At 39.0% G+C, this 25,158-nt stretch carries 34 protein-coding genes; 31 read left to right on the top strand and 3 right to left on the bottom strand.

What is annotated here, in order from left to right:
• Window positions 1–154: 154 nt before the first annotated feature.
• Together LMF32_RS05020 and LMF32_RS05015 are read right to left on the bottom strand one after the other, a co-directional pair.
• Window positions 155–991 carry a pyruvate, water dikinase regulatory protein gene (locus LMF32_RS05020; protein WP_230524048.1) on the bottom strand — a complete coding sequence of 279 codons (837 nt, stop codon included), beginning with the start codon at window positions 989–991 and terminating at the stop codon, window positions 155–157.
• Between the two features lie 3 nt (window positions 992–994).
• Window positions 995–1,636: a helix-turn-helix transcriptional regulator gene (locus LMF32_RS05015; RefSeq protein ID WP_230524047.1), complete on the bottom strand. Its 642-nt coding sequence runs from the start codon at window positions 1,634–1,636 to the stop codon at window positions 995–997.
• A 149-nt stretch (window positions 1,637–1,785) separates the two neighbouring features.
• Between LMF32_RS05015 and ppdK the strand changes: the two genes are divergently transcribed.
• Both ppdK and LMF32_RS05005 read left to right on the top strand, forming a co-directional pair.
• Window positions 1,786–4,422 (top strand): pyruvate, phosphate dikinase, encoded by a 2,637-nt coding sequence (gene ppdK / locus LMF32_RS05010; RefSeq protein ID WP_230524046.1) that lies wholly within the window; start codon window positions 1,786–1,788, stop codon window positions 4,420–4,422.
• A gap of 231 nt (window positions 4,423–4,653) precedes the next feature.
• On the top strand, window positions 4,654–6,120 hold the full coding sequence (locus LMF32_RS05005) for an NAD-dependent succinate-semialdehyde dehydrogenase (protein WP_230524045.1): 1,467 nt from the start codon (window positions 4,654–4,656) through the stop codon (window positions 6,118–6,120).
• A gap of 54 nt (window positions 6,121–6,174) precedes the next feature.
• Here the strand turns inward: LMF32_RS05005 and LMF32_RS05000 are convergent, their stop codons facing one another.
• On the bottom strand, window positions 6,175–6,939 hold the full coding sequence (locus LMF32_RS05000; RefSeq protein WP_230524044.1) for an A24 family peptidase: 765 nt from the start codon (window positions 6,937–6,939) through the stop codon (window positions 6,175–6,177).
• A 309-nt stretch (window positions 6,940–7,248) separates the two neighbouring features.
• Here LMF32_RS05000 and rpsL point away from each other — a divergent pair, with 309 nt between their 5' ends.
• The 29 genes from rpsL (at window position 7,249) to LMF32_RS04855 (ending at window position 24,922) form a co-directional block, all read left to right on the top strand.
• A complete protein-coding gene (gene rpsL, locus LMF32_RS04995; protein ID WP_092480894.1) occupies window positions 7,249–7,659 on the top strand; it encodes a 30S ribosomal protein S12 in 411 nt (136 codons plus the stop codon).
• Window positions 7,660–7,712: 53 nt separating this feature from the next.
• Entirely contained in the window at window positions 7,713–8,183 is a 471-nt protein-coding gene (gene rpsG, locus LMF32_RS04990) for a 30S ribosomal protein S7 (protein WP_230524043.1), read from the top strand.
• 91 nt (window positions 8,184–8,274) lie between these two features.
• The gene (gene fusA, locus LMF32_RS04985; protein ID WP_092480896.1) at window positions 8,275–10,365 is read left to right on the top strand and encodes an elongation factor G; all 2,091 of its coding nucleotides are present in this window, start codon (window positions 8,275–8,277) and stop codon (window positions 10,363–10,365) included.
• Window positions 10,366–10,534: 169 nt separating this feature from the next.
• Entirely contained in the window at window positions 10,535–11,722 is a 1,188-nt protein-coding gene (tuf, locus tag LMF32_RS04980; protein WP_230524042.1) for an elongation factor Tu, read from the top strand.
• Window positions 11,723–12,052: 330 nt separating this feature from the next.
• The gene (locus LMF32_RS04975) at window positions 12,053–12,304 is read left to right on the top strand and encodes a hypothetical protein (RefSeq protein ID WP_230524041.1); all 252 of its coding nucleotides are present in this window, start codon (window positions 12,053–12,055) and stop codon (window positions 12,302–12,304) included.
• Window positions 12,305–12,327: 23 nt separating this feature from the next.
• Window positions 12,328–13,350, top strand: coding sequence for a branched-chain amino acid aminotransferase (locus LMF32_RS04970; protein WP_230524040.1), 1,023 nt, complete (start codon window positions 12,328–12,330; stop codon window positions 13,348–13,350).
• 367 nt (window positions 13,351–13,717) lie between these two features.
• Complete coding sequence (rpsJ, locus tag LMF32_RS04965) at window positions 13,718–14,026, top strand: 30S ribosomal protein S10 (RefSeq protein WP_143084253.1); 309 nt, start codon at window positions 13,718–13,720, stop codon at window positions 14,024–14,026.
• Between the two features lie 29 nt (window positions 14,027–14,055).
• Entirely contained in the window at window positions 14,056–14,688 is a 633-nt protein-coding gene (gene rplC / locus LMF32_RS04960; RefSeq protein ID WP_092480900.1) for a 50S ribosomal protein L3, read from the top strand.
• Window positions 14,689–14,714: 26 nt separating this feature from the next.
• Window positions 14,715–15,338 carry a 50S ribosomal protein L4 gene (rplD, locus tag LMF32_RS04955; RefSeq protein WP_092480901.1) on the top strand — a complete coding sequence of 208 codons (624 nt, stop codon included), beginning with the start codon at window positions 14,715–14,717 and terminating at the stop codon, window positions 15,336–15,338.
• The gene (gene rplW, locus LMF32_RS04950; protein ID WP_092480902.1) at window positions 15,338–15,625 is read left to right on the top strand and encodes a 50S ribosomal protein L23; all 288 of its coding nucleotides are present in this window, start codon (window positions 15,338–15,340) and stop codon (window positions 15,623–15,625) included. Before rplD ends, rplW begins: the two co-directional genes overlap by 1 nt.
• Window positions 15,626–15,657: 32 nt before the next feature.
• Window positions 15,658–16,491: a 50S ribosomal protein L2 gene (rplB, locus tag LMF32_RS04945; RefSeq protein WP_092480903.1), complete on the top strand. Its 834-nt coding sequence runs from the start codon at window positions 15,658–15,660 to the stop codon at window positions 16,489–16,491.
• A gap of 52 nt (window positions 16,492–16,543) precedes the next feature.
• Window positions 16,544–16,822, top strand: coding sequence for a 30S ribosomal protein S19 (rpsS, locus tag LMF32_RS04940; protein ID WP_092480904.1), 279 nt, complete (start codon window positions 16,544–16,546; stop codon window positions 16,820–16,822).
• A gap of 21 nt (window positions 16,823–16,843) precedes the next feature.
• Window positions 16,844–17,200: a 50S ribosomal protein L22 gene (gene rplV, locus LMF32_RS04935; RefSeq protein WP_092480905.1), complete on the top strand. Its 357-nt coding sequence runs from the start codon at window positions 16,844–16,846 to the stop codon at window positions 17,198–17,200.
• A 3-nt stretch (window positions 17,201–17,203) separates the two neighbouring features.
• The gene (gene rpsC / locus LMF32_RS04930; RefSeq protein WP_092480906.1) at window positions 17,204–17,860 is read left to right on the top strand and encodes a 30S ribosomal protein S3; all 657 of its coding nucleotides are present in this window, start codon (window positions 17,204–17,206) and stop codon (window positions 17,858–17,860) included.
• A gap of 1 nt (window position 17,861) precedes the next feature.
• Window positions 17,862–18,296, top strand: coding sequence for a 50S ribosomal protein L16 (gene rplP / locus LMF32_RS04925; protein WP_092480907.1), 435 nt, complete (start codon window positions 17,862–17,864; stop codon window positions 18,294–18,296).
• Window positions 18,286–18,480 carry a 50S ribosomal protein L29 gene (gene rpmC / locus LMF32_RS04920; RefSeq protein WP_092480908.1) on the top strand — a complete coding sequence of 65 codons (195 nt, stop codon included), beginning with the start codon at window positions 18,286–18,288 and terminating at the stop codon, window positions 18,478–18,480. Before rplP ends, rpmC begins: the two co-directional genes overlap by 11 nt.
• Window positions 18,481–18,507: 27 nt before the next feature.
• Window positions 18,508–18,774, top strand: a complete 267-nt coding sequence (rpsQ, locus tag LMF32_RS04915) for a 30S ribosomal protein S17 (protein ID WP_092480909.1) — start codon at window positions 18,508–18,510, stop codon at window positions 18,772–18,774.
• Window positions 18,775–18,829: 55 nt separating this feature from the next.
• The gene (gene rplN / locus LMF32_RS04910) at window positions 18,830–19,198 is read left to right on the top strand and encodes a 50S ribosomal protein L14 (RefSeq protein WP_092480910.1); all 369 of its coding nucleotides are present in this window, start codon (window positions 18,830–18,832) and stop codon (window positions 19,196–19,198) included.
• 35 nt (window positions 19,199–19,233) lie between these two features.
• Window positions 19,234–19,542 carry a 50S ribosomal protein L24 gene (gene rplX / locus LMF32_RS04905; protein ID WP_092480911.1) on the top strand — a complete coding sequence of 103 codons (309 nt, stop codon included), beginning with the start codon at window positions 19,234–19,236 and terminating at the stop codon, window positions 19,540–19,542.
• 27 nt (window positions 19,543–19,569) lie between these two features.
• Entirely contained in the window at window positions 19,570–20,109 is a 540-nt protein-coding gene (gene rplE / locus LMF32_RS04900) for a 50S ribosomal protein L5 (protein ID WP_092480912.1), read from the top strand.
• Window positions 20,110–20,126: 17 nt separating this feature from the next.
• Window positions 20,127–20,312, top strand: a complete 186-nt coding sequence (locus LMF32_RS04895) for a type Z 30S ribosomal protein S14 (RefSeq protein ID WP_204212092.1) — start codon at window positions 20,127–20,129, stop codon at window positions 20,310–20,312.
• Between the two features lie 31 nt (window positions 20,313–20,343).
• Window positions 20,344–20,742, top strand: coding sequence for a 30S ribosomal protein S8 (rpsH, locus tag LMF32_RS04890; protein ID WP_092480914.1), 399 nt, complete (start codon window positions 20,344–20,346; stop codon window positions 20,740–20,742).
• Between the two features lie 31 nt (window positions 20,743–20,773).
• Window positions 20,774–21,310 (top strand): 50S ribosomal protein L6, encoded by a 537-nt coding sequence (rplF, locus tag LMF32_RS04885; RefSeq protein ID WP_230524039.1) that lies wholly within the window; start codon window positions 20,774–20,776, stop codon window positions 21,308–21,310.
• Window positions 21,311–21,346: 36 nt separating this feature from the next.
• Complete coding sequence (rplR, locus tag LMF32_RS04880) at window positions 21,347–21,712, top strand: 50S ribosomal protein L18 (RefSeq protein ID WP_280521798.1); 366 nt, start codon at window positions 21,347–21,349, stop codon at window positions 21,710–21,712.
• Window positions 21,713–21,732: 20 nt separating this feature from the next.
• Window positions 21,733–22,233, top strand: coding sequence for a 30S ribosomal protein S5 (gene rpsE, locus LMF32_RS04875; protein WP_092480917.1), 501 nt, complete (start codon window positions 21,733–21,735; stop codon window positions 22,231–22,233).
• 17 nt (window positions 22,234–22,250) lie between these two features.
• Complete coding sequence (gene rpmD / locus LMF32_RS04870) at window positions 22,251–22,430, top strand: 50S ribosomal protein L30 (protein WP_092480918.1); 180 nt, start codon at window positions 22,251–22,253, stop codon at window positions 22,428–22,430.
• Window positions 22,431–22,477: 47 nt separating this feature from the next.
• Entirely contained in the window at window positions 22,478–22,918 is a 441-nt protein-coding gene (rplO, locus tag LMF32_RS04865; RefSeq protein ID WP_092480919.1) for a 50S ribosomal protein L15, read from the top strand.
• Window positions 22,918–24,210: a preprotein translocase subunit SecY gene (gene secY / locus LMF32_RS04860; protein ID WP_230524038.1), complete on the top strand. Its 1,293-nt coding sequence runs from the start codon at window positions 22,918–22,920 to the stop codon at window positions 24,208–24,210. The genes rplO and secY overlap by 1 nt, the downstream gene beginning before the upstream one ends.
• A 58-nt stretch (window positions 24,211–24,268) precedes the next feature.
• Complete coding sequence (locus LMF32_RS04855) at window positions 24,269–24,922, top strand: adenylate kinase (RefSeq protein ID WP_092480921.1); 654 nt, start codon at window positions 24,269–24,271, stop codon at window positions 24,920–24,922.
• Window positions 24,923–25,158: the final 236 nt, after the last annotated feature.

The following is a 25,158-nucleotide window of genomic DNA, read 5'->3' as shown; positions in this document are numbered from 1 at the left end:
ATTATAAAAAGCCAAGCGACTAGACTTTATGTCTAGCTGCTTGGCTTTTTTGCTTTATCTCAAAAAGTTATAGGAACTTGAATCGATGTATTTTTGTAATAGTTTAAAAAAATGTACTATTCGCAGGAATTATATTTGTTAAAAAAGAGAAAGATCAAGTGATTGACTGGCTTCGATGGAAAGTCTCGCGGTAATACTCTTCAATCAGAACAGCAGTTTCTTCAATGGAGCGATTTTCAACATCAATCGTCAAAATTTCTAAGCGGTCGAATAGGTCAACAGCAGCAGCTAATTCTTGTTTGATTCGAGCTTCATCGGCATATAAACTATTTTTTTGCAGACCTAAAGAGGCTAAGCGAGCTTGTCGAACTTTTGATAAAGTGCGGGATGTTGTAGTCAGCCCGATGATTTTTTCGGATGGAACTTTAAACAGTTCTTCAGGGATTTGAGCTTCTGGAATAATCGGTATATTGACGACTTTATATCCAAGGTTTGCTAAGTATAGACTTAAAGGCGTTTTAGAAGTTCTGGAGACGCCTAATAAAATAATATCGGCTTTTAGAATACCCGAAGGTTCTTTACCATCGTCGTAACGAACAGCGAATTCCATAGCCGAAACTCTATTGAAGTAACTTGCATTTAATTTATGCAACGCACCTGGCTGTTGAATCGAACTGGTTTCGAAATGTTCCTCCATCGATTTCGTCAAAGGAGACATCAAATCAACATGATATAAAGCTGATTTTTCTGAGAAACGCTCAACATACTTGATCAGTTCTTTATTGACTAAGGTCGTAACAATCAATGCACGTTCTTTTTCAGCATCAATTAAAATGTCTTCTATTTGATCTATTTCAGTTATGAAGGGGAAGCGCTTTAATTCAGCTGTATTTAAATTAGGAAACTGAGCTAAAACTGCTGAAGTAAGAGTTTTTGCTGTTCCGCCAACGGAATCAGAAATAATGTAAATGGGTTTGGTAGAGTTTTCCATGATTTATATCTCCTTTAAATCTTTAGTAGCATCATTACCTGTGTGAATGAAATGATGCAGAATACGTGTTTTAGTCACTTTACCTACTACACGGTTAGAATCTGCTGACTCTAAAACTGGTAAAGAATCCACCTGATGTTGCATCAGTAAATTACCCGCTTCTAAAATGGTCCATTCAGGTGTGATCGTGAAAATATTCGGCATCCGAGTCATAATCATTGCCACAGGAGTTTTTTCTGCGTGGGCATTACCAATCATAAAACGTAAAAAATCTTTTCTTGAAATCACACCTAATAATTCTTGATTCTCATTTTTGACATACAACGACCCTACATCGTACATGAACAGATTGGTTGCTGCATCGTATATTGAAAGATTTGGGTCGACCATTATAGGTGGTAACATGACTTCTTTTACAGAAACTTCGTACATTTTTTCGAAAAGCAACGGTTTAAGACTTTGTCCACTGTAAAAATATCCAACTTTTGGACGGGCATCGAGTATTCCTGTCATCGTTAATACGGAAAAATCGCTTCTCAAAGTAGCTCTGCTCAAATCCAGGTGTTGTGCAATTTTATCTCCGCTGACTGGTTCGTTTTCTTTTACGATTTCAATGATTTTTAATTGTCTTTCAGTTAGTTTCATCAGTATGTCCCTCATTTATTAAGATGATTTTATTATATATAACACACTATTCAAAATCAATACTTGAAATAAAGTACTTGACTAATTAATGTGTTACACTATATAATCTTTTTAAGTTATATGTGATACACTAATTGGAGGTTATGAGGATGTATTTACAAACTGAAGCAACTAAATGGGTTTATTTATTTTCTGAAGGCAGCAAAGAAATGACCGGACTTCTTGGTGGAAAAGGAGCTAACTTAGCAGAGATGTCTCGTTTAGGGATGCCTGTACCTAATGGCTTCATTATCACAACAGAAGCATGCTTAGATTACTTAGAAAAAAAAGCGCTGAGTTTTTCGTTGAAAGAACAGATAGAACAACAAATAGACATGCTTGAGAGGGTTACGCAGAAAAAGCTGGACGATCCAAAACGACCGCTATTAGTTTCTATCCGAAGCGGTGCACGTTTTTCTATGCCTGGCATGATGGATACGATTTTAAATTTAGGTATGAATGATCAAGTTGTAGAAGTAGTAGCTGGTGTGACGAATAATGCGGGATTTGCTTACGACTGCTATAGAAGACTGATTCAAATGTATGGGGATGTAGTCAAAGGAGTCGATAAAAACTATTTTGAAACAGTCTTAACCCATTATAAGAACCAAAAAAATTATCTGATGGACACGGAATTGATGGATGAAGATTGGAAAGAAATTACTCGCCAGTTCAAAAAAGTTTACTATAGTCATTTAGGAGAGGGGTTTCCACAAGATCCTAAGGAACAATTATATGGAGCGGTAGAGGCTGTTTTTCATTCTTGGAATAATCCAAGAGCCAAAATATATCGCAAAATGAATGGAATCTCAGATGACTTGGGTACTGCAGTAACAGTACAAGAAATGGTTTTCGGAAATTCAGGTATGAAAAGCGGTACAGGTGTAGCCTTTACTCGCAACCCTTCTACTGGCGAAACTGGATTGTTTGGAGAATTTTTAATGAATGCTCAAGGAGAAGACGTGGTAGCAGGAATTCGAACTCCAAAAGAGATCTCTGAATTGAAACAGATCATGCCTGAAACATATGACCAATTCACAGAGATAGCAGAAAAGTTGGAAAAGCATTATGAAGATATGCAAGATATTGAATTTACGATTGAGAACGGCAAATTATTCATTCTGCAAACACGAAATGGCAAACGCACCTCTAAAGCAGCTGTAGAAATCGTGTTAGATCTAGTGGAAGAAGGAGTTATCTCTAAAGAAGAAGGGCTTATGCGTTTAACGCCATCAATGATGGATCAGTTGTTACATCCCACATTTGTAGCGAGTGAGTTGGCGAAACATAGTCCGTTAGTCCAAGGATTGCCGGCTAGTCCAGGATCTGCTAGTGGGAAGGTATATTTTACCGCTGAAGCTGCAAAAGAGGCTAATGCTGCTGGGGATAAGACGATTTTGCTTCGAAATGAAACATCACCTGAAGACATTGAAGGAATGGCTATAAGTGAAGCAATCGTTACAGCTAGAGGCGGAATGACCTCTCATGCAGCTGTAGTGGCTCGAGGTATGGGAGCTTGTTGTGTAGTAGGATGCGACCAACTCGTGATTGATGAGCAGCAAAGAAAAGCTTATACCAATGGGCAAGAAATACTAGAAGGCACATTGATCTCTGTTAACGGATCGACTGGTAAGGTGTATTTAGGAGAAATTGCAAAAGAAAACCACGGAGGCGGCTCTAGCACATTGAGCAAAATTGTACAATGGTGTAAAGAATTAAGCGATGTTCGTGTTAAGGCCAACGCAGAAACAGGTAAAGAAATCGCAGCTTCTTTAGAATTAGGAGGCGAAGGGATGGGATTAGTCCGTACGGAGCACATGTTCTTCGGCGAAAAACGAATCTTAGAGATGAGGAAAATGATTTTAGAAGACGACAAACAGGCTAAAATCAAGGCTTTAACTAACCTGAAAGAATTTCAAAAGGAAGATTTTAAAACCATTTTTTCTCTAGCGAATGGTAAATCGGCTATCATTCGTTTATTGGATCCGCCTTTGCATGAATTTTTACCAAATGAAAAAGAGATACCAACCGTGGCAGAAGTGTTAGGCATTTCAGTAGAAGATCTGCAATATAGAATAGAAGGATTAGCTGAGAATAATCCCATGCTTGGTCATCGAGGATGTCGTTTAGCAGTGACTGATCCAGAAATCTATGAGATGCAAGTAGAAGCCATTATGGAGGCAGCGATCGAAGTTGGAGAAGAAAAAGGAATTGAAGTAGTACCGGAGATCATGATTCCTTTGGTATCTATCGAAAAAGAACTGGCACTCATAAAAGAGTCTCTTGTTCGAAAAAGTGAAACAATATTTGAAAAAATGGGTAAAAGAGTTTCTTATCAAATCGGAACGATGATCGAAACACCACGAGCTTGCTTAATTGCAGATAAAATAGCGGAGCAAGTAGATTTTATCAGTTTTGGAACAAACGATCTGACTCAATTGACTTATGGATTTTCTAGAGATGATATTGGAAAGTTTGTTCAAGATTACGAACAAAAAAATATCATGCCAAGTGATCCATTCCAACATATTGATGTAGATGGTGTAGGGGTGCTCTTACATGAAGCTATTCAAAAAATCAAAGCAACAAGCAAAAAAGTTTCTATCGGTATTTGTGGTGAAGTAGGTGGGGATCCAGAATCGATCCAATTTTTATTGAAGGAAGGGGTCGATTATGTTTCTTGTTCGCCTTATAGAATCCCTGCAGCACTACTGACAATTGCTCAACAACGAATCAAAGGAATATAGTGGTGATAGGTTAATCAATAAAGTCTGCAGAAGGATTTCACTGCAGACTTTATTGATGTTTAGGGCCGTGAATTTTATTAGTTTAAGAAGAGTAAATAAAATCAGTTGAGATTTTTATTAGATATAGTAATATATTAGATATAGTAATAATAGAGAAGAAAGCATATGTAACGAACGTTGTTTTCGTGTTACGGAACGTATAGAAAAACTTCAATCAGGAGGCGGATTTATTTGACAGAAAAACAAATATTACCAAATATTCAGACTAAATTATTTGTTGACGGAAACTGGGTTGATGGATCGAGAGAGAAACGTGTAGTGATCAACCCTGCTACAGGAGAAGAATTAGTGCAAGTTTCTCAAGGCGGGAAAGAAGAAGTACACCAAGCTATAGAAGCAGCGAAAAAAGCTTTTCCAATCTGGTCAGGAAGGGAATTGAAGGAACGAGTAGCCATCATGCACAAAATGGCAGATTTGGTAGAAGAAAATACAGATCGTTTGGCGTTGATCATGACGTTGGAACAAGGGAAGCCGTTAAAAGAAGCAAAAGGCGAAATCAAAACCAATGTAGACAATCTGCATTGGAATGCTGAAGAAGCTCGACGCGTTTATGGGGAAACGATACCTGCGCCGAACAACCATAAATATGAAGTGAAAAAGCAACCTATTGGAGTAGTTGGAGCCATCACACCATGGAACTTCCCATCCAATATGATTGTTCGCAAAATTTCTCCAGCAATCGCTGCTGGATGTACCATCGTATTGAAGCCGGCTGGAAATACTCCATTATCGGCAATTGCTTTGTTTGAACTATTTGAAAAAGCTGGACTGCCAAAAGGTGTAGTCAATTTAGTGATGGGACGTGCAAGCGACATCGGAGAAGTTTTTGCAGAAAGTAAAGATGTACGTAAATTAACGTTTACCGGTTCTACTGAAGTCGGTCAAATGCTGTATGAACAGTCGGGCAAGACACTGAAAAAAATGTCTCTGGAATTAGGCGGACATGCTCCTTTTATCGTCTTTAAAGATGCTCCTATCAAACAAACCGTTGATACTTTAGTCGCTATGAAGTTCAGAAATAATGGACAAGCTTGTACTGCGCCTAATCGAATTTTTGTTGAAGAAGCAATCAAAAAAGAATTTACCGAAACATTAGTAGAAGCTGTTGAGAAAGTAACTGTTGGAAATGGATTGGATGATGTCATGGTCGGACCACTGATCAATGAAGATGCCAGAGAAACCATTGATGCACAAATCGCAGATGCAAAAGAAAAAGGCGCTGAGGTATTGATCGGCGGAGGACGATTAAATGAGGGAGAATACGAAAAAGGTTTCTTCTATCAACCAACTGTATTGGACAAAGTGACAACAGAAATGGATATCTTCTATAATGAGACATTCGGTCCGGTGATTCCTTTAATTGGCTTTACGAACGAAGAAGAAGTCATTGAGCTGGCAAACGATTCAGTATTTGGGTTAGCTTCTTATGTATTTACAAAAGACATGCGCATTGCTGAAAAAATCAGCACAGCTTTGGAATACGGTATGGTAGGTGTAAATAATACTGGTGTATCGCAATCAGAAGCTCCTTTCGGCGGTGTGAAATACTCAGGATTAGGTCGTGAAAACGGCAAATACGGAGTAGAAGAATTCATGGAAGTGAAATTCGTTCATACCACTTATTTTATGGAAGACTAAAATTGGACAGTGTATTTAAACAAAGAGAGGGATAACCTCTCTTTGTTTTTTTGTCTATTGGATGAACAACAACAGATTTAGCCACTCATAGAATGCTGGACCAATGAAATAAGCTAGAAGAGCACCTGTAAAAATAAAAGGAGCAAAAGGGATGGCTTGCTGCGAAGTGATCTTTTTGGCTAACAGCAGCGGCAAGTATACTGCAAAAACCAATAGACAAGCTAACAGTAGGGCCAAAACGCACGTCTGGTAGCCTAAAAGAAACCCTAAAACGGCATAGCATTTCACATCGCCCCCTCCTATGCTGTCCGGAAAAATCCGGTAGAAAAGATAAAACAACAGAAAGAATATGATGCCGCTTGCTGAATAGAACAAGAAATCCTGCATATCATTGAAAAGATGTGCAGCAAAAACGGTTGTTGCGAACCATCTCATGATTCGGTCGGGCAGAATTTGATAAGTCAGATCGGAAACAGAAAAGATGATCCCAAATGTAAGTAAAAGTCCTGGACTGATTATCTGAAACAGTTGATCATTGCTGGATACATAAATCAGACAAAAGGCAGCAGCTGACACCAGTTCAATAATGGGATAAATAAGAGAGATTTGCTGACCGCAGTTACGGCATTTTCCTTTTTGGTGCAAAAAAGAGAAAACAGGGATCAATTCCTTGGCGCTTAATATGCGATGGCAATTAGGGCAAGCTGAACGACTAACAGTTATTGGCTGGTTCAATGGGACTCTTAAGCCGACTACGGTTAAAAAAGAGCCCCACACAACTCCGTAAACACATAAAATCAATAGATAGACTGTTTCCATACGTATCTCCTGCCTTTGTTTTTTGTCACTAGTACTGTACGAATAAAGCGTGCAAAACCGTTTTAAAATTTTAGGCAAAAAAGAAGAAAAAAACTTTTACGGTTTGTTGACAAAAAAAATTAGACGTGGTATTATTCATAAGGTGCTTTTGTACGCAGATTCCTGTAAACCAGTCGTTCTGACTGTTGCAAAGGCGTATATCCATATTGTCCAGAAGTTGCGTCATGCAGCGTATATTTTTTTAGAAATAAAAGGAACGCCTGGATGTGTGGGATTAGAATTTAATAACCGGAAGGGAGGAAACAAAAAATGCCAACAATTAACCAATTGGTCCGCAAACCTCGTAAATCAAAAATTGAAAAATCTGAGTCTCCTGCTTTAAACAAAGGGTATAACAGTAAACAGAAAAAACAAACTACTGTATTCTCTCCACAAAAACGTGGTGTATGTACTCGTGTAGGTACTATGACTCCTAAAAAACCTAACTCTGCTTTACGTAAATATGCTCGTGTACGTCTATCTAACTTGATCGAAGTTACAGCATACATTCCAGGTGAAGGTCACAACTTACAAGAACATAGTGTGGTACTTCTTCGTGGAGGCCGTGTTAAAGACTTGCCAGGGGTACGTTACCACATCGTTCGTGGTGCTTTAGATACTGCTGGAGTTACTGATCGTAAACAAGGTCGTTCTAAATACGGTACTAAAAAACCTAAATAAATCTCGTGTTAAAAAACACAACAAACTAAACATATTCGAAAGGAGGAATTTGAATGCCTCGTAAAGGTCCTGTCGCAAAACGTGAAGTGTTGCCAGATCCAATTTACAATTCAAAATTGGTTACTCGTTTGATCAACCGTTTAATGGTTGATGGAAAACGTGGTAAAGCTGCAACTATTCTTTATAACGCATTTGATACAATCAAAGAAACTACTGGAAATGATCCTATGGAAGTCTTTGAAGAAGCAATGAAAAATATTATGCCAGTTCTTGAAGTTAAAGCTCGCCGTGTTGGGGGTTCTAACTACCAAGTGCCTATCGAAGTTCGTCCAGAACGTCGTTCAGCGCTTGCACTACGTTGGTTAGTAAGCTATTCTCGTCTACGTGGAGAAGATACTATGGATCTTCGTTTAGCACGTGAGATCATGGATGCTGCAAACAACACTGGTTCAGCAGTTAAGAAACGCGAAGATACACATAAAATGGCAGAAGCAAATAAAGCATTTGCTCATTACCGTTGGTAAGATTCTGCTTTCTGTTTTTCAAAGCTGCCCTATAGCAGCTTTGGGAAATAAACAGATTTAAAAATTTACAAAAAAGAGGTGTATATTCAAGATGGCAAAAAGAGAATTTTCTCTAGAAAAAACTCGTAATATCGGAATCATGGCCCATATCGATGCTGGTAAAACAACAACGACTGAGCGTATCCTTTATTACACTGGACGTATCCATAAAATTGGTGAAACTCATGAGGGAGCTTCACAAATGGACTGGATGGAACAGGAGCAAGAGCGTGGTATCACAATCACTTCTGCTGCGACAACTGCTGCTTGGGATGGTCACCGTGTTAACATCATTGATACACCTGGTCACGTGGACTTCACTGTTGAAGTTGAACGTTCATTACGTGTATTAGATGGTGCTGTTGCTTTACTTGATGCTCAATCAGGTGTTGAACCTCAAACTGAAACAGTTTGGCGTCAAGCAACAACTTACGGTGTTCCACGTATTGTATTTGTAAACAAAATGGATAAAACAGGTGCAGACTTCTTGTACTCTGTAAACACTATCCACGACCGTTTACAAGCAAACGCTCACCCAATTCAGTTGCCAATCGGTGCTGAAGATCAATTTACAGGTATTATCGATTTAGTTGAAATGAAAGCCTACAATTACACAAATGATTTAGGTACTGACGTTGAAGAAATCGAAATTCCTGAAGATAAAAAAGAACTTGCTGCTGAATGGCGCACTAATCTGTTAGAAGCACTTGCTGAAACAGATGAAGAGTTCATGATGAAATATCTTGAAGGTGAAGAATTCTCTGTAGAAGAGATTAAATCAGCTATCCGTACTGCAACAGTTAAAGTAGAATTCTACCCTGTTCTTTGTGGTACTGCATTTAAAAACAAAGGTGTTCAATTATTATTGAATGCTGTTGTTGATTACCTTCCATCACCACTTGATGTTCCTCCAATTCAAGGACATTCTGTGGATAATCCAGATGAAATTATCGAACACCATGCTGATGACAACGAGCCATTTGCTGCTCTTGCATTTAAAGTAGCAACTGACCCATTTGTTGGTCGTTTAACATTCTTCCGTGTTTACTCTGGTACTTTGCAATCAGGTTCATACGTTATGAATGCAACTAAAGGTAAACGTGAACGTGTAGGTCGTATCTTGCAAATGCATGCGAACTCACGTAGCGAGATTCCTGAAGTATTCTCAGGTGATATTGCTGCTGCAGTTGGATTGAAAGATACAACTACTGGTGATACTTTATCTGACGAAAAAGAACAAGTTATCTTAGAATCAATGGACTTCCCAGAACCAGTTATCCAAGTTGCAATTGAGCCAAACTCAAAAGCTGACCAAGATAAAATGGGTATCGCTCTTCAAAAATTAGCTGAAGAAGATCCAACTTTCCGTGCTGAAACTGACCACGAGACTGGCGAAGTTATTATCGCTGGTATGGGTGAGTTGCACTTGGACATCATCGTTGACCGTATGAAACGTGAATTTAACGTTGCAGCAACTGTAGGAGCTCCTCAAGTTTCTTACCGTGAAACATTTACTAAAGCTACTGAAGCTGAAGGTAAATTTGTACGTCAATCAGGTGGTAAAGGTCAATACGGACACGTATGGATTGAATTTGCTCCTAACGAAGAAGGTAAAGGTTTTGAATTCGAAGATGCTATCGTTGGTGGATCTGTTCCTCGTGAATACATCCCTGCAGTTAAAGCTGGTTTAGAGGCTTCTCTAGACAACGGTGTTCTTGCTGGATATCCTTTAGTTGACGTTAAAGCGAAACTTTTTGATGGATCTTACCATGATGTTGACTCGAATGAGACTGCATTTAAGGTAGCTGCTTCAATGGCATTGAAAAATGCTGCGAAGAAAGCTGGTCCTGTAATTTTAGAGCCTATGATGGAAGTTGATGTTACTATTCCTGAAGATTATTTAGGAGATATCATGGGACACATCAGCGCTCGTCGTGGACGCATTGAAGGTTCAGAAGTACGTGGAAACACTACTATTGTTAAAGGTATTGTTCCTCTTGCTGAAATGTTCGGATACGCAACAGCGTTACGTTCATCTACACAAGGACGTGGTACATTTACAATGCAATTTGACCACTACGAAGCTGTACCAAAATCAATTTCAGAAGAAATTATCAAGAAAAACGGTTCTGCAGCTGAATAATATTATTTAGCGTAAAACTGTTAAGTATTGCTTTTCTCTACTAAAATCGTTATAATTTTTACTAAAGAATTGGTTTAGTTTGCCATTTGATTAGGTCTTTGATTTAGGCAAATGCAGACAACTGGATTCGATTAAAATAGCAACTCAATATGAGGAGGAAATTAATAAAATGGCAAAAGAAAAATTCGAACGTACAAAACCCCATGTTAATATTGGTACAATTGGACACGTTGACCACGGTAAAACAACGTTAACTGCTGCAATTACAACTGTATTAGCTAAAAAAGGTTTTGCAAGTACTGCAACTGACTACGCTTCAATCGATGGAGCTCCAGAAGAACGCGAACGTGGAATCACTATTTCAACTTCTCACGTTGAATATGAAACAGGCGCTCGTCACTATGCTCACGTTGACTGCCCAGGTCACGCGGACTACGTTAAAAACATGATCACTGGTGCTGCTCAAATGGACGGAGCTATCTTAGTAGTTTCTGCTGCTGACGGCCCAATGCCACAAACTCGTGAGCACATCCTATTGTCTCGCCAAGTTGGTGTTCCATACATCGTTGTTTTCTTAAACAAAGTTGACATGGTTGATGACGAAGAATTATTAGAATTAGTAGAAATGGAAGTTCGTGACTTGTTATCAGAATACGAATTCCCTGGTGATGACACTCCAGTTATCGCTGGTTCAGCTCTTAAAGCTCTTGAAGGCGTAGCTGAATACGAAGATAAAATCATGGAATTGATGGATGCTGTTGACTCTTACATTCCAAACCCAGAACGTGATACTGAAAAACCATTCATGATGCCAGTTGAGGACGTATTCTCAATCACTGGACGTGGTACTGTTGCTACAGGCCGTGTTGAAGCTGGACAAGTTAAAGTCGGAGACGAAATCGAAATCATCGGTTTACACGATACAGTTAAATCAACTGTTACTGGTGTTGAAATGTTCCGTAAATTGTTAGATTACGCTGAAGCTGGAGACAATATTGGTGCTTTATTACGTGGGGTTTCTCGTGAAGACATCCAACGTGGACAAGTATTAGCTAAACCAGGTTCAATCACTCCACACACAAAATTTACAGGTGAAGTTTATATCTTATCTAAAGAAGAAGGTGGACGTCACACTCCATTCTTCGCTAACTACCGCCCACAATTTTACTTCCGTACAACTGACGTAACTGGTGTTATCGAGTTACCAGAAGGTACTGAAATGGTTATGCCTGGAGACAACGTTACAATCAGCGTTGAATTGATCGCACCTATCGCTTTAGACCAAGGTACTAAATTCACTATCCGTGAAGGTGGACGTACTGTTGGAGCTGGCGTTGTTGCTTCAATCGAAGCTTAATCAACTAAAGACAACTTTCTTACGCAAGTAAGATTCAAAAGAAGCTTTCCTTTAACGAGGAAAGCTTCTTTTTTTGTGTCTTTGAGTGTGAGTCATTTTTGGTTGAAGGTTTGGATCTTGGGTATTAAGACGTGGCAGTTCATTTAGTCCATGACGAAGCAAATTGAATCCCTCAAGGCCGAAAACAGCAAAAAAGAAAATTACTCAAGAGCATTCTTATAAGATCAAGTAAAAGGGGAACAATCTACTATATGTAGAAGTGGAAATTTCTATTAAATAGGCTAACTGTTTTTTGAGTGTATAGGTCAATGGTTAAAGGGGTGAATTTTCATGCTGCCGGGTGGTGAATCGGCCATGAAGCAAAAGCGGATGTTGCTGATGGCCGGAAAAAAATCTTTTGCGGCCATCAGGACAAAAAATATCCAGCTCATGGACAATTCAACGGTTCACTTCGGCCATGGCGTAGAAATTATAACTGCTCATGGCCGAAAGTTTAAGGGCGCTACATCGATATTCCGTAAAAAACACCAAAAACTAAAAGTAATCTCTTTTTTCTTCTATTTATTGTGTTACACTAAGTAACAAATTTATTAAGGGGGATTCAAATGGGAAAAGAAGTTTCAATCGACTGGGGAAATTTAGGGTTTAATTACATCAAAACGGATTTACGCTACCTATCTCATTGGAAAGATGGAAATTGGGATAACGGTGTATTGACTGAAGACAATCAATTACATATCAGTGAAGGTTCAACTGCGCTGCACTATGGACAATCTTGCTTTGAAGGATTGAAGGCTTATCGCACAAAAGATGGAGACATCAATTTGTTCAGACCGGAAGAAAATGCCAAACGCATGCAAAGAAGCTGCCGCCGTCTGCTGATGCCGGAAGTGCCGACTGATGTATTCGTAGATGCAGTCAAACAAGTGGTAAAAGCTAATGAACATTATTTGCCTCCATACGGAACGGGCGGAACATTATATATTCGACCATTTCTAATAGGTGTTGGAGATAATATCGGAGTGAAGCCTGCTTCAGAATACATTTTCTCTGTATTTTGTATGCCGGTCGGTCCTTATTTCAAAGGAGGGCTAACACCAACCAACTTCTTAGTATCGGATTACGATCGCGCAGCTGGCAGAGGTACCGGTGCTGCAAAAGTTGGCGGGAATTATGCAGGAAGTTTGCTGCCTGGAGCAGAGGCGCACAAAAGAGCATTCAGTGATGCGATTTATTTGGACCCTATCACTCATACTAAGATAGAAGAAGTAGGGGCAGCGAATTTCTTTGGAATCACAAAAGACGACAAGTTCATCACGCCGGAGTCTCCATCTATTTTGCCGAGTATCACTAAATACTCTCTATTGTATCTGGCAGAACATCGTTTAGGATTAACAGTGGAGCAAGGGGACGTTTATATCGATCAGCTGGATCAATTTAAAGAAGCAGGGGCTTGTGGAACAGCAGCAGTAATTTCTCCTATCGGTGGTATTCAATATGGAGATACCTTCCATGTGTTTTATAGTGAGACTGAAGTAGGACCTGTGACAAAAAGATTGTATGACGAACTGGTCGGAATCCAATTTGGTGATGTAGAAGCTCCAGAGGGCTGGATCGTCAAAGTGTGACAATAAATGTCCAAATCTGGCAAGGAATTATGAAATAAAAATTTGTATCGATAGACAAACAATTTTAAATAAGCTACTATCTTAATATTGCTGACAAATAAGATAGTAGTTTTTTATTAGGTGAACGAAAAACTTTTCAGAAAACTTAAAAAAACGTTGGAATATGCTTGATTTAGTATTGTATTTCCGTTATACTATTTAAGGTGCTGATTTAAAAGAGAGAAGCACAGACCCCGATTTCATTTCGGAATCGATGGCTAAGAAACGGGAGATTGCGATACACCCGGCCGCTTTGCCACGGCGAGTGTGTCGGAAATTTTCGTGGAGCAATGTCTACTTTATAAGAATAGGCGAAGGAGGGAAAATTATGGCAAAACAAAAAATCCGTATCCGTTTAAAAGCATACGAACACCGTATCTTGGATCAATCAGCGGACAAAATTGTAGAAACAGCAAAGAGAACTGGTGCTAGCGTGTCTGGTCCAATTCCATTACCAACTGAGAGAAGTGTATATACTGTGATCCGTGCGACTCACAAATACAAAGACTCTCGTGAGCAATTTGAAATGCGTACACACAAACGTGTGATCGACATTGTTAACCCAACACCAAAAACTGTTGATGCATTAACAAAACTTGATCTACCATCAGGCGTAGATATCGAAATTAAATTATAATACAAACTAAAAATAATGGAGGTGTACTCATGACCAAAGGAATCTTAGGAAAAAAAGTAGGTATGACACAAGTGTTTACTGAAGCTGGGGAATTAATTCCTGTAACAGTAATCGAAGCTACTCCAAACGTTGTTTTACAACTTAAAACAATGGAAAATGATGGCTACGAAGCAGTTCAACTTGGTTACCAAGATAAACGCGAAGTATTGTCAAACAAACCTGCTAAAGGTCATGTAGCAAAAGCAAACGCTACTCCTAAGCGCTTCATACGTGAATTCGACGATGTTGAGCTAGGGGAATACGAAGTAGGAAAAGAAGTAACTGTAGAAGTATTTGAAGCCGGAGACATCGTTGATGTAACGGGGACAACAAAAGGTAAAGGATTCCAAGGTGTTATTAAACGCCATGGCCAATCTCGTGGACCAATGTCTCACGGATCTCGTTACCACCGTCGTCCTGGTTCTATGGGTCCCGTTGATCCTAACCGTGTATTCAAACGTAAATTATTACCAGGTCGTATGGGTGGAAACCGTGTAACAATTCAAAACCTTGAAATTGTACGTGTTGACGCTGAGAAAAATGTTATCTTAATTAAAGGTAATGTACCTGGAGCTAAAAAATCCTTAATCCAAATCAGAACTGCTCTTAAAGCAGTTAAATAAAGATCGAAGAAAGGAGGAGCAAAGGAATGGCAAAATTAGTCTTATTTAAACAAGACGGTTCTCAAAATGGCGAAGTTACATTAAACGATGCTATTTTCGGAATTGAACCAAATGAAAATGTTGTTTTTGATGCAATCATCATGCAACGTGCTTCATTAAGACAAGGAACACACAAAGTTAAAAACCGTAGTGCAGTAAGAGGCGGTGGCCGTAAACCATGGAGACAAAAAGGTACTGGACGTGCTCGTCAAGGATCTATCCGTTCACCACAATGGCGTGGCGGTGGTGTTGTCTTTGGACCTACACCTCGTTCTTACAGCTACAAACTTCCTAAAAAAGTTCGTCGTTTAGCAATCAAATCTGTTCTTTCTTCTAAAGTAGCAGACGAAAACGTAATCGTTGTAGATGCATTGAACTTCGATGCACCAAAAACGAAAGAATTTGCACAAGTGTTAAACAATTTAAACGTTGATACAAAAGTATTAGTAGTTGTAGAAGACGGAAATGATTTTACAGCATTATCAGCTCGTAACCTTCCAGGAGTAACAGTAGTATCTCCAAGCAACGTTACAGTTTTAGATGTTGTAGCTCATGAAAAATTGATTTTTACACAAACTGCTCTAACTAAAGTAGAGGAGGCTCTTCAATAATGGAAGCACGCGAAGTAATCTTGCGTCCAATGATCACTGAAAAAGCTATGCTTGCTGAAGACAGCAAAAAATACACTTTTGAAGTTGACGTTCGCGCAAACAAAACTCACATCAAACAAGCAATTGAAGAAATCTTTGGCGTAAAAGTTAAAAACGTGAATGTTATGAACGTACGTGGAAAATTGAAACGTATGGGTAAATATTCTGGATACACTAAAAAACGTCGTAAAGCTGTAGTAACTTTAACTGCAGACTCAAAAGATATCGAATTTTTCGAAGCTGAATAATTCAAAATACTATCAAATAGGAGGGAAATCACGTGGCGATTAAAAAGTACAAACCTACCACTAACGGCCGCCGTAATATGACAGGTTCTGACTTTTCAGAGATTACATCTACAACACCTGAAAAGACTTTACTAGAACCTAACAAAAAAAAGGCTGGTCGTAACAACGCTGGTAAAATCACTGTACGTCACCAAGGTGGCGGGCACAAACGCAGCTACCGTGTTATCGACTTCAAACGTAATAAAGACGATGTTGTCGGTATCGTAAAAACTGTTGAGTATGATCCAAACCGTTCTGCTAATATTGCATTAGTACACTATACAGATGGGATCAAAACTTACATTCTTGCACCAAAAGGAATTGAAGTAGGGCAACATATTCTTTCAGGAGAAAATGCTGATATTAAAGTAGGTAATGCTTTACCTCTATCAAGTATTCCAGTTGGTACTGTTATCCACAATATTGAGTTGAAACCAGGTAGAGGTGGACAATTAGTTCGTTCTGCTGGAACAAGCGCTCAAGTTTTGGGTAAAGAAGGTAAATACGTATTAGTTCGTTTAGGTTCAGGCGAAGTTCGTCAAATCTTAGCTTCTTGCCGTGCTACAATCGGTGAAGTTGGTAACGAGCAACACGAATTGATCAACATCGGTAAAGCCGGACGTTCACGTTGGATGGGTAAACGCCCTACTGTTCGTGGATCTGTAATGAACCCTAACGATCACCCACACGGTGGTGGTGAAGGTAAAGCTCCAATCGGACATGCTGGTCCATTAACTCCATGGGGTAAACCTGCATTAGGATTGAAAACACGTAACAAAAAAGCTAGATCTAACAAACGAATCGTACGTCGTCGTAAAACAAAATAATCTAGGCGAATTGGAAAACCAATTTGCTGCATAACTGGAAGGAGGTTCAACTATGGGTCGTAGTCTTAAAAAAGGACCTTTCGTCGATGAACACTTAATGAAAAAGGTAGAAGCAATGGATGCTAGCGAGAAGAAAACAGTTATCAAAACTTGGTCTCGTCGTTCAACAATTTTCCCGAACTTTATTGGACACACAATTGCGGTATACGATGGACGGAAACATGTTCCTGTTTATGTACAAGAAGACATGGTCGGACACAAATTAGGTGAATTTGCACCAACAAGAACTTACCGTGGACATACTGCGGATGACAAGAAAACTAAACGTTAATATTTGAGGGGAGGATTACTCATGTCAGAACAAATTACAGCAGCTAAATCTACTGCTAAAAGTGTTCGCATTGCCGCTCGTAAGGTTCGTTTAGTTGTCGATCTTATTAGAGGTAAAAGTGTAGGAGAAGCAATTTCAATCTTGAAATTCACTCCACGCGGCGCTTCACCAGTAGTCGAAAAAGTATTGAAATCTGCTATTGCTAATGCAGAACATAACTATGATTTAAACATTGAAAACTTGGTAGTAAGCGAAGCCTTCGTAGACGAAGGACCAACGATGAAACGTTTCCGTCCTCGTGCTAAAGGTTCAGCTTCACCAATCATGAAACGTACAAGCCACATTACTATCGTGGTATCAGAAAAAAAGGAGGGCTAATCTGTGGGTCAAAAAATTAATCCAAAAGGCTTGCGTGTAGGTATCATCCGCGACTGGGATTCTAAATGGTATGCAGAAAAAGAATTCGGCGCTTACTTGCATGAAGATATCGCTATTCGCGAATACATCTTCAAAAACCTTAGCGATGCATCAATTTCATTAGTAGAAATTGAACGTGCTGCTAACCGTGTAAATATCTCAATTCACACTGCTAAACCAGGAATGGTTATCGGTAAAGGTGGATCTGAAGTAGATGCTTTACGTAAGAAATTAAACGAATTATCAGGCAAACGTGTTCACATCAACATCGTGGAAATCAAAAAACCTGATTTAGATGCAAAATTAGTTGGAGAAGGAATCGCACGTCAACTAGAAAATCGTGTAGCCTTCCGCCGCGCTCAAAAACAAGCTATCCAACGCACAATGCGTGCTGGAGCTAAAGGTATCAAAACTCAAGTTTCTGGTCGTTTGAACGGTGCAGATATGGCTCGTAGCGAGACACATTCTGAAGGAACTGTTCCATTGCACACATTGCGTGCAGACATCGATTACGCTTGGGAAGAAGCTGACACTACTTACGGTAAACTAGGCGTTAAAGTTTGGATCTACCGTGGAGAAGTATTACCAGCTAAAAAGAATGCAGAGAAAGGAGGGAAATAACATGTTAGTACCTAAACGTGTAAAATTCCGTCGTGAATTTAGAGGTAAAATGCGTGGAGAAGCTAAAGGCGGTAAAGAAATCGCTTATGGTGAATTCGGCTTACAAGCTATAGAATCACACTGGATCACAAACCGTCAAATTGAAGCTGCTCGTATTGCTATGACTCGTTACATGAAACGTGGCGGGAAAGTATGGATCAAAATTTTCCCTCACAAATCATACACATCTAAAGCTATCGGAGTTCGTATGGGTTCTGGTAAAGGTGCTCCTGAAGGATGGGTTTCACCAGTTAAACGTGGAAAAATCATGTTTGAAGTTGGCGGCGTATCTGAAGAAGTAGCTCGTGAAGCTTTACGTTTAGCATCACACAAATTACCAGTCAAAACGAAATTCGTAAAACGTGAAGAAATTGGTGGTGAATCTAATGAAGGCTAATGAACTTAAAGAATTATCCACTTCAGAAATGATTGAAAAAGAAAAAGAATTCAAAGAAGAATTATTCAATCTAAGATTCCAATTGGCTACTGGTCAGTTAGAGAATACTTCAAGATTGAGCGAAGTTCGCAAATCTATCGCGCGCATTAAAACTGCGTTGCGTCAAGCTGAATTACAAAAATAGTTGATCGATAAAGGAGGTCGCTAACGAATGACTGAAGAACGTAATCAACGTAAAGTTTATCAAGGACGCGTAGTTTCTGACAAAATGGACAAAACTATTGTAGTTCAAATTGATACTCAAAAACGTCATCCAGTATACGGTAAACGTATGAAATACTCTAAAAAATATAAAGCACATGATGAAAATAACAGTGCAAAATTAGGCGATATCGTTAAAATTATGGAAACTCGTCCACTATCAGCAACTAAACATTTCCGTTTGGTTGAAATCGTAGAAGAGTCAATCATTATCTAATAAATACCCTAATTGAAAAAAATGAAGTTTCTAATTCCGAAAGGAGGATACGAAAGTGATCCAATCAGAAAGTCGTTTAAAAGTAGCTGACAACTCTGGAGCACGTGAAGTACTGACTATTAAAGTACTAGGTGGTTCTGGCCGTAAGACTGCTAACATTGGTGATGTAATTGTTTGTACGGTTAAACATGCAACACCAGGTGGCGTTGTCAAAAAAGGTGAAGTTGTAAAAGCTGTTATTGTACGTACAAAAACAGGAGCTCGTCGTGCAGACGGTTCTTACATTAAATTTGATGAAAATGCTTGTGTTATCATCCGTGATGACAAGAGCCCAAGAGGAACTCGTATCTTTGGACCTGTTGCTCGTGAATTACGCGACAGCAACTACATGAAGATCGTTTCATTGGCTCCAGAAGTTCTTTAATACCCAACCATCCACGAAGGAGGTGCGAGAAAAATATGTTTATTAAAACAGGAGATAAAGTTAAAGTTATCACTGGTAAAGATAAAGGAAAAGAAGGCGTAGTTACTGCTGTATTTCCTAAGAAAAATCGTGTTACCGTTGAAGGTGTAAACATTATGAAAAAACACCAAAAACCATCATCATTTGAACCAAATGGCGGGATCTTAGAAATCGAAGCTCCAGTTCATGTGTCAAATGTTATGTTGATCGATGCTTCAACAGGTGAACCAACTCGCGTTGGCTACAAAGTTGAAGATGGTAAAAAAGTACGTATTTCTAAAAAATCCGGTGAAGTTTTAAACTAATATATTAAGGAAGGAGGGACTAACTTCATGAACCGCCTTAAAGAAAAATATCAAAAAGAAATTACACCATCTATGATGGAAAAATTTAACTACACATCAATTATGCAAACTCCAAAAGTTGACAAGATCGTTATCAACATGGGTGTAGGTGATGCTGTATCTAACACTAAAAACTTAGACAAAGCTGTTAATGAATTGACAGTAATTTCTGGTCAAAAACCAGTAATCACAAAAGCAAAAAAATCAATCGCTGGCTTCCGTTTACGTGAAGGTATGCCGATTGGTACTAAAGTAACATTACGTGGAGACAGAATGTACGATTTCTTAGACAAATTGGTTTCTGTTTCACTTCCTCGTGTACGTGACTTCCGCGGTGTGAGCAATAAAGCTTTCGACGGACGTGGTAACTACACGCTAGGAGTTAAAGAACAACTTATCTTCCCTGAGGTTGAGTACGATATGGTTGATAAAGTTCGCGGAATGGACATTGTTATTGTAACTACTGCTAACACTGACGAAGAATCTCGTGAATTATTAACACAACTTGGAATGCCATTCCAAAAATAATATAGGAGGCGAAGATAGTGGCTAAAAAATCAATGATTGCTAAAAGTAAACGCCCTGCTAAATTCTCAACTCAAGCATACACTCGTTGTGAACGTTGTGGTCGTCCACATTCAGTTTACCGCAAATTCAAACTTTGCCGTATTTGCTTACGCGAACTAGCCTATAAAGGTGAAATTCCTGGTATGAAGAAAGCAAGCTGGTAAAACGAAACTCGCAAAAAGGAGGCTAAAAATCATGGTCATGACTGATCCAATCGCAGATTTTCTAACTCGTGTTCGTAACGCTAACTCAGCTAGACACGAATCATTAGAAGTACCTGCTTCAAAATCTAAAAAAGATATTGCTAACATTTTAAAACGTGAAGGTTTTGTAAAAAATGTTGAATTTGTTGAAGACGACAAACAAGGCGTTATCCGTGTTTTCTTAAAATATGGACAAAACAACGAACGTGTTATCACTGGATTGAAACGTATCTCTAAACCAGGTTTGCGTGTTTACGCTAAAGCTGGCGATGTACCTAAAGTTCTTAACGGACTTGGTATTGCGATCGTATCAACTTCAGAAGGCGTCGTTACAGACAAAGAAGCAAGAGCAAAAAATATCGGTGGCGAAATACTCGCTTACGTTTGGTAATATTTAAGATTAAATAAGGAGGTGCCCTGCTATGAGCCGTATTGGAAATAAAGTTATTACTATTCCTGCTGGAGTAGAAGTTACTCAAAACGATGATGTGGTAACTGTTAAAGGTCCTAAAGGAGAATTAAACTTCTCTAAAAGCCCAGCTATCACAATGACTGTTGCTGACAACGAAATTTCTTTCGACCGTCCAGATGACAGCAAATCTCACCGTACAATCCACGGAACTACACGTGCCATCGTTAACAACATGGTTGTTGGAGTTACTGAAGGATTTGAAAAAACTTTAGATTTGATTGGGGTTGGATACCGTGCTCAATTACAAGGTAACAAACTTGTATTGAACGTTGGTCTTTCACATCCAGTTGAATTTGAAGCAAGAGAAGGCGTAACTGTTGAAGTTCCTTCAAACACTAAGATTATTGTTAAAGGAATCAACAAAGAACACGTTGGAGAACTTGCAGCTAACATTCGCGCAGTTCGTCCTCCTGAGCCTTACAAAGGTAAAGGTATTCGTTACACTGACGAATTCGTTCGTCGTAAAGAAGGTAAAACAGGTAAATAACCTGGCAGCCTAAATCGTTACAAATAAAATAAAGAGGTGACAATTGTGATTTCAAAACCAGACAAAAACAAAGTCCGTCTAAAAAGACATGGACGTGTGCGTGCTAAAATTTCTGGTACTGCTGAGTGCCCACGTTTGAACGTATTCCGTTCAAATAAGAATATCTACGCTCAAGTAATTGACGACGTAGCGGGTGTCACGCTCGCAAGTGCATCTACATTAGATAAAGAAGTTTCAGGCGAATCAAAAACAGAACAAGCATCAGCTGTCGGAGCATTAATTGCTAGCCGTGCTGTTGAAAAAGGTATTAAAGAAGTAGTCTTTGACCGTGGTGGATACCTATACCATGGCCGTGTTCAAGCTTTAGCTGAAGCTGCTCGCGAAAATGGACTAGACTTTTAAGAAAAGGAGGAAAACCACACATGGTATACATCGATCCAAACTCAATGGAATTAGAAGATCGTGTTGTTACAATCAACCGTGTAACTAAAGTAGTTAAAGGTGGACGTCGTTTACGTTTTGCTGCATTAGTTGTTGTCGGAGACAAAAACGGACACGTAGGATTTGGTACTGGTAAAGCTCAAGAAGTACCAGAAGCTATCCGTAAAGCAATTGAAAGTGCTAAGAAAAATCTTATTGAAGTACCGAGAGCTGGTTCAACAGTACCTCATGAAGTTGTTGGTCGCTACAGCGGTGGAAATGTTTTAATCAAACCTGCAATTGAAGGTTCTGGAGTTTCTGCTGGTGGTCCAGTTCGTGCCGTAATGGAATTAGCTGGTATTGCTGACGTAACAAGTAAATCATTAGGTTCAAGCACTCCAATCAATATGGTACGTGCAACAATCGAAGGATTAACTCAATTAAAACGCGTTGAAGAAGTTGCAAAACTTCGCGGTAAATCTGTAGAAGAAATTATCGGATAAAAGGAGGACAATAAGAAATGGCTAATTTAGAAATTACTTTAAAACGTAGCGTTATCGGACGTCCTCAAAATCAACGTGATACAGTTAAAGCTTTAGGTCTTAAAAAGACTAACAGCACTGTAGTTAAACCTGCTAATGAAGCAATCAAAGGTATGGTTAACACAATTTCACATTTAGTGGACGTTAAAGAAGTTTAATTAATGTAAACTTTCGTAAGATTCAAATTGAAGGAGGTGCCCAAATAATGAAACTTCATGAATTACAACCTGCAGAGGGTTCTCGTAAAGTACGCAACCGTGTAGGACGCGGAACTTCTTCTGGTAACGGTAAAACTTCAGGTCGTGGTCAAAAAGGACAAAAAGCACGTTCAGGTGGTGGCGTTCGTTTAGGTTTTGAAGGTGGACAAACACCTTTATTCCGTACATTGCCAAAACGTGGATTCACGAATATCAACCGCAAAGAATACGCTGTTGTTAATCTTGATACACTTAACCGCTTTGAAGACGGAACTGAAGTATCACCAGCTTTACTAGTAGAAACAGGAGTCATCAAAGACGAAAAGTCAGGAATTAAAGTGCTAGGAAACGGAACAATTGAACGTAAATTGACTGTTAAAGCAAATAAATTCTCCCAAGCAGCTAAAGAAGCAATCGAAGCTGCTGGCGGTTCAGTTGAGGTGATTTAATGTTAAAGGTCCTAAAAGATGCATTTAAAGATAAGGACATTAGAGGAAGAATTTTCTTCACTCTAGGAATCTTGATTCTCTTTCGTTTAGGAACCCATATAACGGTTCCTGGCGTGAATGCAAGTGCGTTGGGAGATTTATCTTCATCGGGACTATTTAGCTTATTGAATACCTTTGGTGGTGGAGCACTTAGCAGCTATTCTATATTTGCGCTTGGTGTTTCTCCGTATATCACCGCCTCTATCGTTGTCCAATTGCTGCAAATGGATATTATTCCTAAATTTGCAGAGTGGGCTGATCAAGGGGAAGTTGGACGTCGTAAATTGAATCAAGTGACTCGTTACTTGACGATTTTTTTAGCGTTTGTACAAGCGGTCGGTATATCCTATGGATTCAATGCCTTAACAAACTTAGGGTTGGTTAATAATCCAAGTGTGACGACATATCTGTCCATTGCACTTATTCTTACTGCAGGAACAATGATGGTTTTATGGTTAGCTGAGCTCATAACTGTTAATGGTTTTGGGAACGGCACTTCAATGATCATCTTCTCAGGTATCATTGCCCGTGTTCCTTCAGACCTTTACAATTTTTACAACACTCAAATTCGAAATGCGGGTTCTGAAATGACAGAAGCGATCCTATTCTCCACGTTGATTGCTATTGGGTTTATCCTTTTAGTGATTGCAGTGGTTTATATGGAAAACGCCAGACGCAAAATTTCAGTACAGTACTCTAAACGTGTTTCGTCTAATGACCAAAGCGCCCATATACCATTAAAAGTAAATTCAGCTGGTGTTATTCCAGTTATTTTTGCGAGTTCCTTTATCATGACTCCTCAAACCATCTTAGGTTTCTTTAGTCAGAGTTCTGGAAATGAGACTTGGTATCAAGTGCTTAATCAAATTTTCAATTTGGAAGAACCAATAGGAGCTGTGATCTATACGGTCTTGATCGTAGTGTTCACTTACTTCTACGCCTTCATCCAAGTTAATCCGGAGAAAGTTTCCGAAAACTTGCAAAAACAGGGTGGTTACATCGCAAGTGTACGTCCCGGAAAAGCAACTCAAGATTATTTATCAAAAGTTCTTGTCCGTTTAAGTACAATAGGTGCACTGTATCTAGGCATTATTGCTTTGGTACCGATTCTTGCATCTAACTTGTGGAATTTACCTTCTTCTGTGGCTCTTGGAGGAACCAGCTTACTCATCGTAGTAGGTGTGGCTCTTGAATCTATGAGACAACTAGAAGGACAAACTGCAAAAAGAAGTTATCGCGGCTTTATCCAATAAGAAGAACGTGTTGAGGATTTTCCTCAGCACTAATTCTTACATTTAAGGAGGAAAAATGATGAATCTCATTTTAATGGGGCTTCCTGGTGCAGGAAAAGGGACGCAAGCAGAACAAATTGTAGATGCTTATCAAATACCTCATATTTCAACAGGAGATATGTTCCGGGCTGCAGTTGAAAACCAAACCGAGTTAGGACTAAAAGCAAAATCTTTTATGGATTCTGGAAACTTAGTACCTGATGAAGTAACCAATGGAATTGTCAACGAACGTTTGGCTGAATCCGACACTGAAAGAGGATTTCTTTTAGATGGTTTCCCTCGTACATTGAATCAAGCGGAAGCGTTAGAAGAAATCACCAACAACTTAAACAAACCAATCGATGCTGTTTTTTACATTGAAGTGAACAAAGACATTTTAATGCAAAGACTTACTGGTCGTTTTATGTGCAGCAATTGTGGAGCAACATACCACAAACTGAATAAACCGACACAAGTTGAAGGTACGTGTGATCGTTGCGGAGGGCATGAGTTCTATCAAAGAGAAGATGACAAACCTGAAACAGTCGAGAATCGTATAAACGTAAACGTTGAATTAACAGAACCTCTTTTGAACTTCTACAAAGAGCGTGGGGTTTTGTACACCGTAAACGGCGAAGATGATGTGAAAGATGTTTTTGCTGCAATTAAAGCAGTCATTGACCAAAGCAAATAATCTTTACCATTTATTACAAAATCCATCTTTTCTTTTATTTGTTTTTTTAAGCAAATAAACTTCACATTTGTTCAAAAAAGTCAATAAATGATTTTTGGAAAACTTGTAGAAGAATTTGGGTTATGCTATAATATTAAAGGTATTGACTTTAAAATGCTTTTTTGTTGTGTTATAATCTATAAGTTAAGATGAAAACAAGTGGGGGCAAGATCGCGCTCACTGTTTATCGCGTGTTA

Origin of the sequence: Desemzia sp. C1 (genome assembly GCF_020882875.1) — a bacterium.
Lineage (GTDB): Bacteria > Bacillota > Bacilli > Lactobacillales > Carnobacteriaceae > Desemzia > Desemzia incerta.
Note: the sequence above shows the minus strand (reverse complement) of the source record. Positions and strands in the feature narration are given on the sequence as shown.

What these genes read in the sequence shown, in the direction of transcription:
- LMF32_RS05020 (WP_230524048.1), bottom strand. Translation starts at nt 991, where the DNA reads ATGGAAAACTCTACCAAACCCATTTACATTATTTCTGATTCCGTTGGC.
- LMF32_RS04975 (WP_230524041.1), top strand. Translation starts at nt 12,053, where the DNA reads ATGCTGCCGGGTGGTGAATCGGCCATGAAGCAAAAGCGGATGTTGCTG.
- rpsE (WP_092480917.1), top strand. Translation starts at nt 21,733, where the DNA reads ATGGTATACATCGATCCAAACTCAATGGAATTAGAAGATCGTGTTGTT.
- LMF32_RS05015 (WP_230524047.1), bottom strand. Translation starts at nt 1,636, where the DNA reads ATGAAACTAACTGAAAGACAATTAAAAATCATTGAAATCGTAAAAGAA.
- rpsH (WP_092480914.1), top strand. Translation starts at nt 20,344, where the DNA reads ATGGTCATGACTGATCCAATCGCAGATTTTCTAACTCGTGTTCGTAAC.
- rplF (WP_230524039.1), top strand. Translation starts at nt 20,774, where the DNA reads ATGAGCCGTATTGGAAATAAAGTTATTACTATTCCTGCTGGAGTAGAA.
- rpsG (WP_230524043.1), top strand. Translation starts at nt 7,713, where the DNA reads ATGCCTCGTAAAGGTCCTGTCGCAAAACGTGAAGTGTTGCCAGATCCA.
- LMF32_RS04855 (WP_092480921.1), top strand. Translation starts at nt 24,269, where the DNA reads ATGAATCTCATTTTAATGGGGCTTCCTGGTGCAGGAAAAGGGACGCAA.
- tuf (WP_230524042.1), top strand. Translation starts at nt 10,535, where the DNA reads ATGGCAAAAGAAAAATTCGAACGTACAAAACCCCATGTTAATATTGGT.
- rpsL (WP_092480894.1), top strand. Translation starts at nt 7,249, where the DNA reads ATGCCAACAATTAACCAATTGGTCCGCAAACCTCGTAAATCAAAAATT.
- rpmC (WP_092480908.1), top strand. Translation starts at nt 18,286, where the DNA reads ATGAAGGCTAATGAACTTAAAGAATTATCCACTTCAGAAATGATTGAA.
- rplC (WP_092480900.1), top strand. Translation starts at nt 14,056, where the DNA reads ATGACCAAAGGAATCTTAGGAAAAAAAGTAGGTATGACACAAGTGTTT.
- rplP (WP_092480907.1), top strand. Translation starts at nt 17,862, where the DNA reads ATGTTAGTACCTAAACGTGTAAAATTCCGTCGTGAATTTAGAGGTAAA.
- rplW (WP_092480902.1), top strand. Translation starts at nt 15,338, where the DNA reads ATGGAAGCACGCGAAGTAATCTTGCGTCCAATGATCACTGAAAAAGCT.
- rplO (WP_092480919.1), top strand. Translation starts at nt 22,478, where the DNA reads ATGAAACTTCATGAATTACAACCTGCAGAGGGTTCTCGTAAAGTACGC.
- rpmD (WP_092480918.1), top strand. Translation starts at nt 22,251, where the DNA reads ATGGCTAATTTAGAAATTACTTTAAAACGTAGCGTTATCGGACGTCCT.
- rpsQ (WP_092480909.1), top strand. Translation starts at nt 18,508, where the DNA reads ATGACTGAAGAACGTAATCAACGTAAAGTTTATCAAGGACGCGTAGTT.
- rpsJ (WP_143084253.1), top strand. Translation starts at nt 13,718, where the DNA reads ATGGCAAAACAAAAAATCCGTATCCGTTTAAAAGCATACGAACACCGT.
- rplX (WP_092480911.1), top strand. Translation starts at nt 19,234, where the DNA reads ATGTTTATTAAAACAGGAGATAAAGTTAAAGTTATCACTGGTAAAGAT.
- LMF32_RS04970 (WP_230524040.1), top strand. Translation starts at nt 12,328, where the DNA reads ATGGGAAAAGAAGTTTCAATCGACTGGGGAAATTTAGGGTTTAATTAC.
- rplD (WP_092480901.1), top strand. Translation starts at nt 14,715, where the DNA reads ATGGCAAAATTAGTCTTATTTAAACAAGACGGTTCTCAAAATGGCGAA.
- rpsS (WP_092480904.1), top strand. Translation starts at nt 16,544, where the DNA reads ATGGGTCGTAGTCTTAAAAAAGGACCTTTCGTCGATGAACACTTAATG.
- secY (WP_230524038.1), top strand. Translation starts at nt 22,918, where the DNA reads ATGTTAAAGGTCCTAAAAGATGCATTTAAAGATAAGGACATTAGAGGA.
- ppdK (WP_230524046.1), top strand. Translation starts at nt 1,786, where the DNA reads ATGTATTTACAAACTGAAGCAACTAAATGGGTTTATTTATTTTCTGAA.
- rplE (WP_092480912.1), top strand. Translation starts at nt 19,570, where the DNA reads ATGAACCGCCTTAAAGAAAAATATCAAAAAGAAATTACACCATCTATG.
- LMF32_RS05000 (WP_230524044.1), bottom strand. Translation starts at nt 6,939, where the DNA reads ATGGAAACAGTCTATCTATTGATTTTATGTGTTTACGGAGTTGTGTGG.
- rplV (WP_092480905.1), top strand. Translation starts at nt 16,844, where the DNA reads ATGTCAGAACAAATTACAGCAGCTAAATCTACTGCTAAAAGTGTTCGC.
- fusA (WP_092480896.1), top strand. Translation starts at nt 8,275, where the DNA reads ATGGCAAAAAGAGAATTTTCTCTAGAAAAAACTCGTAATATCGGAATC.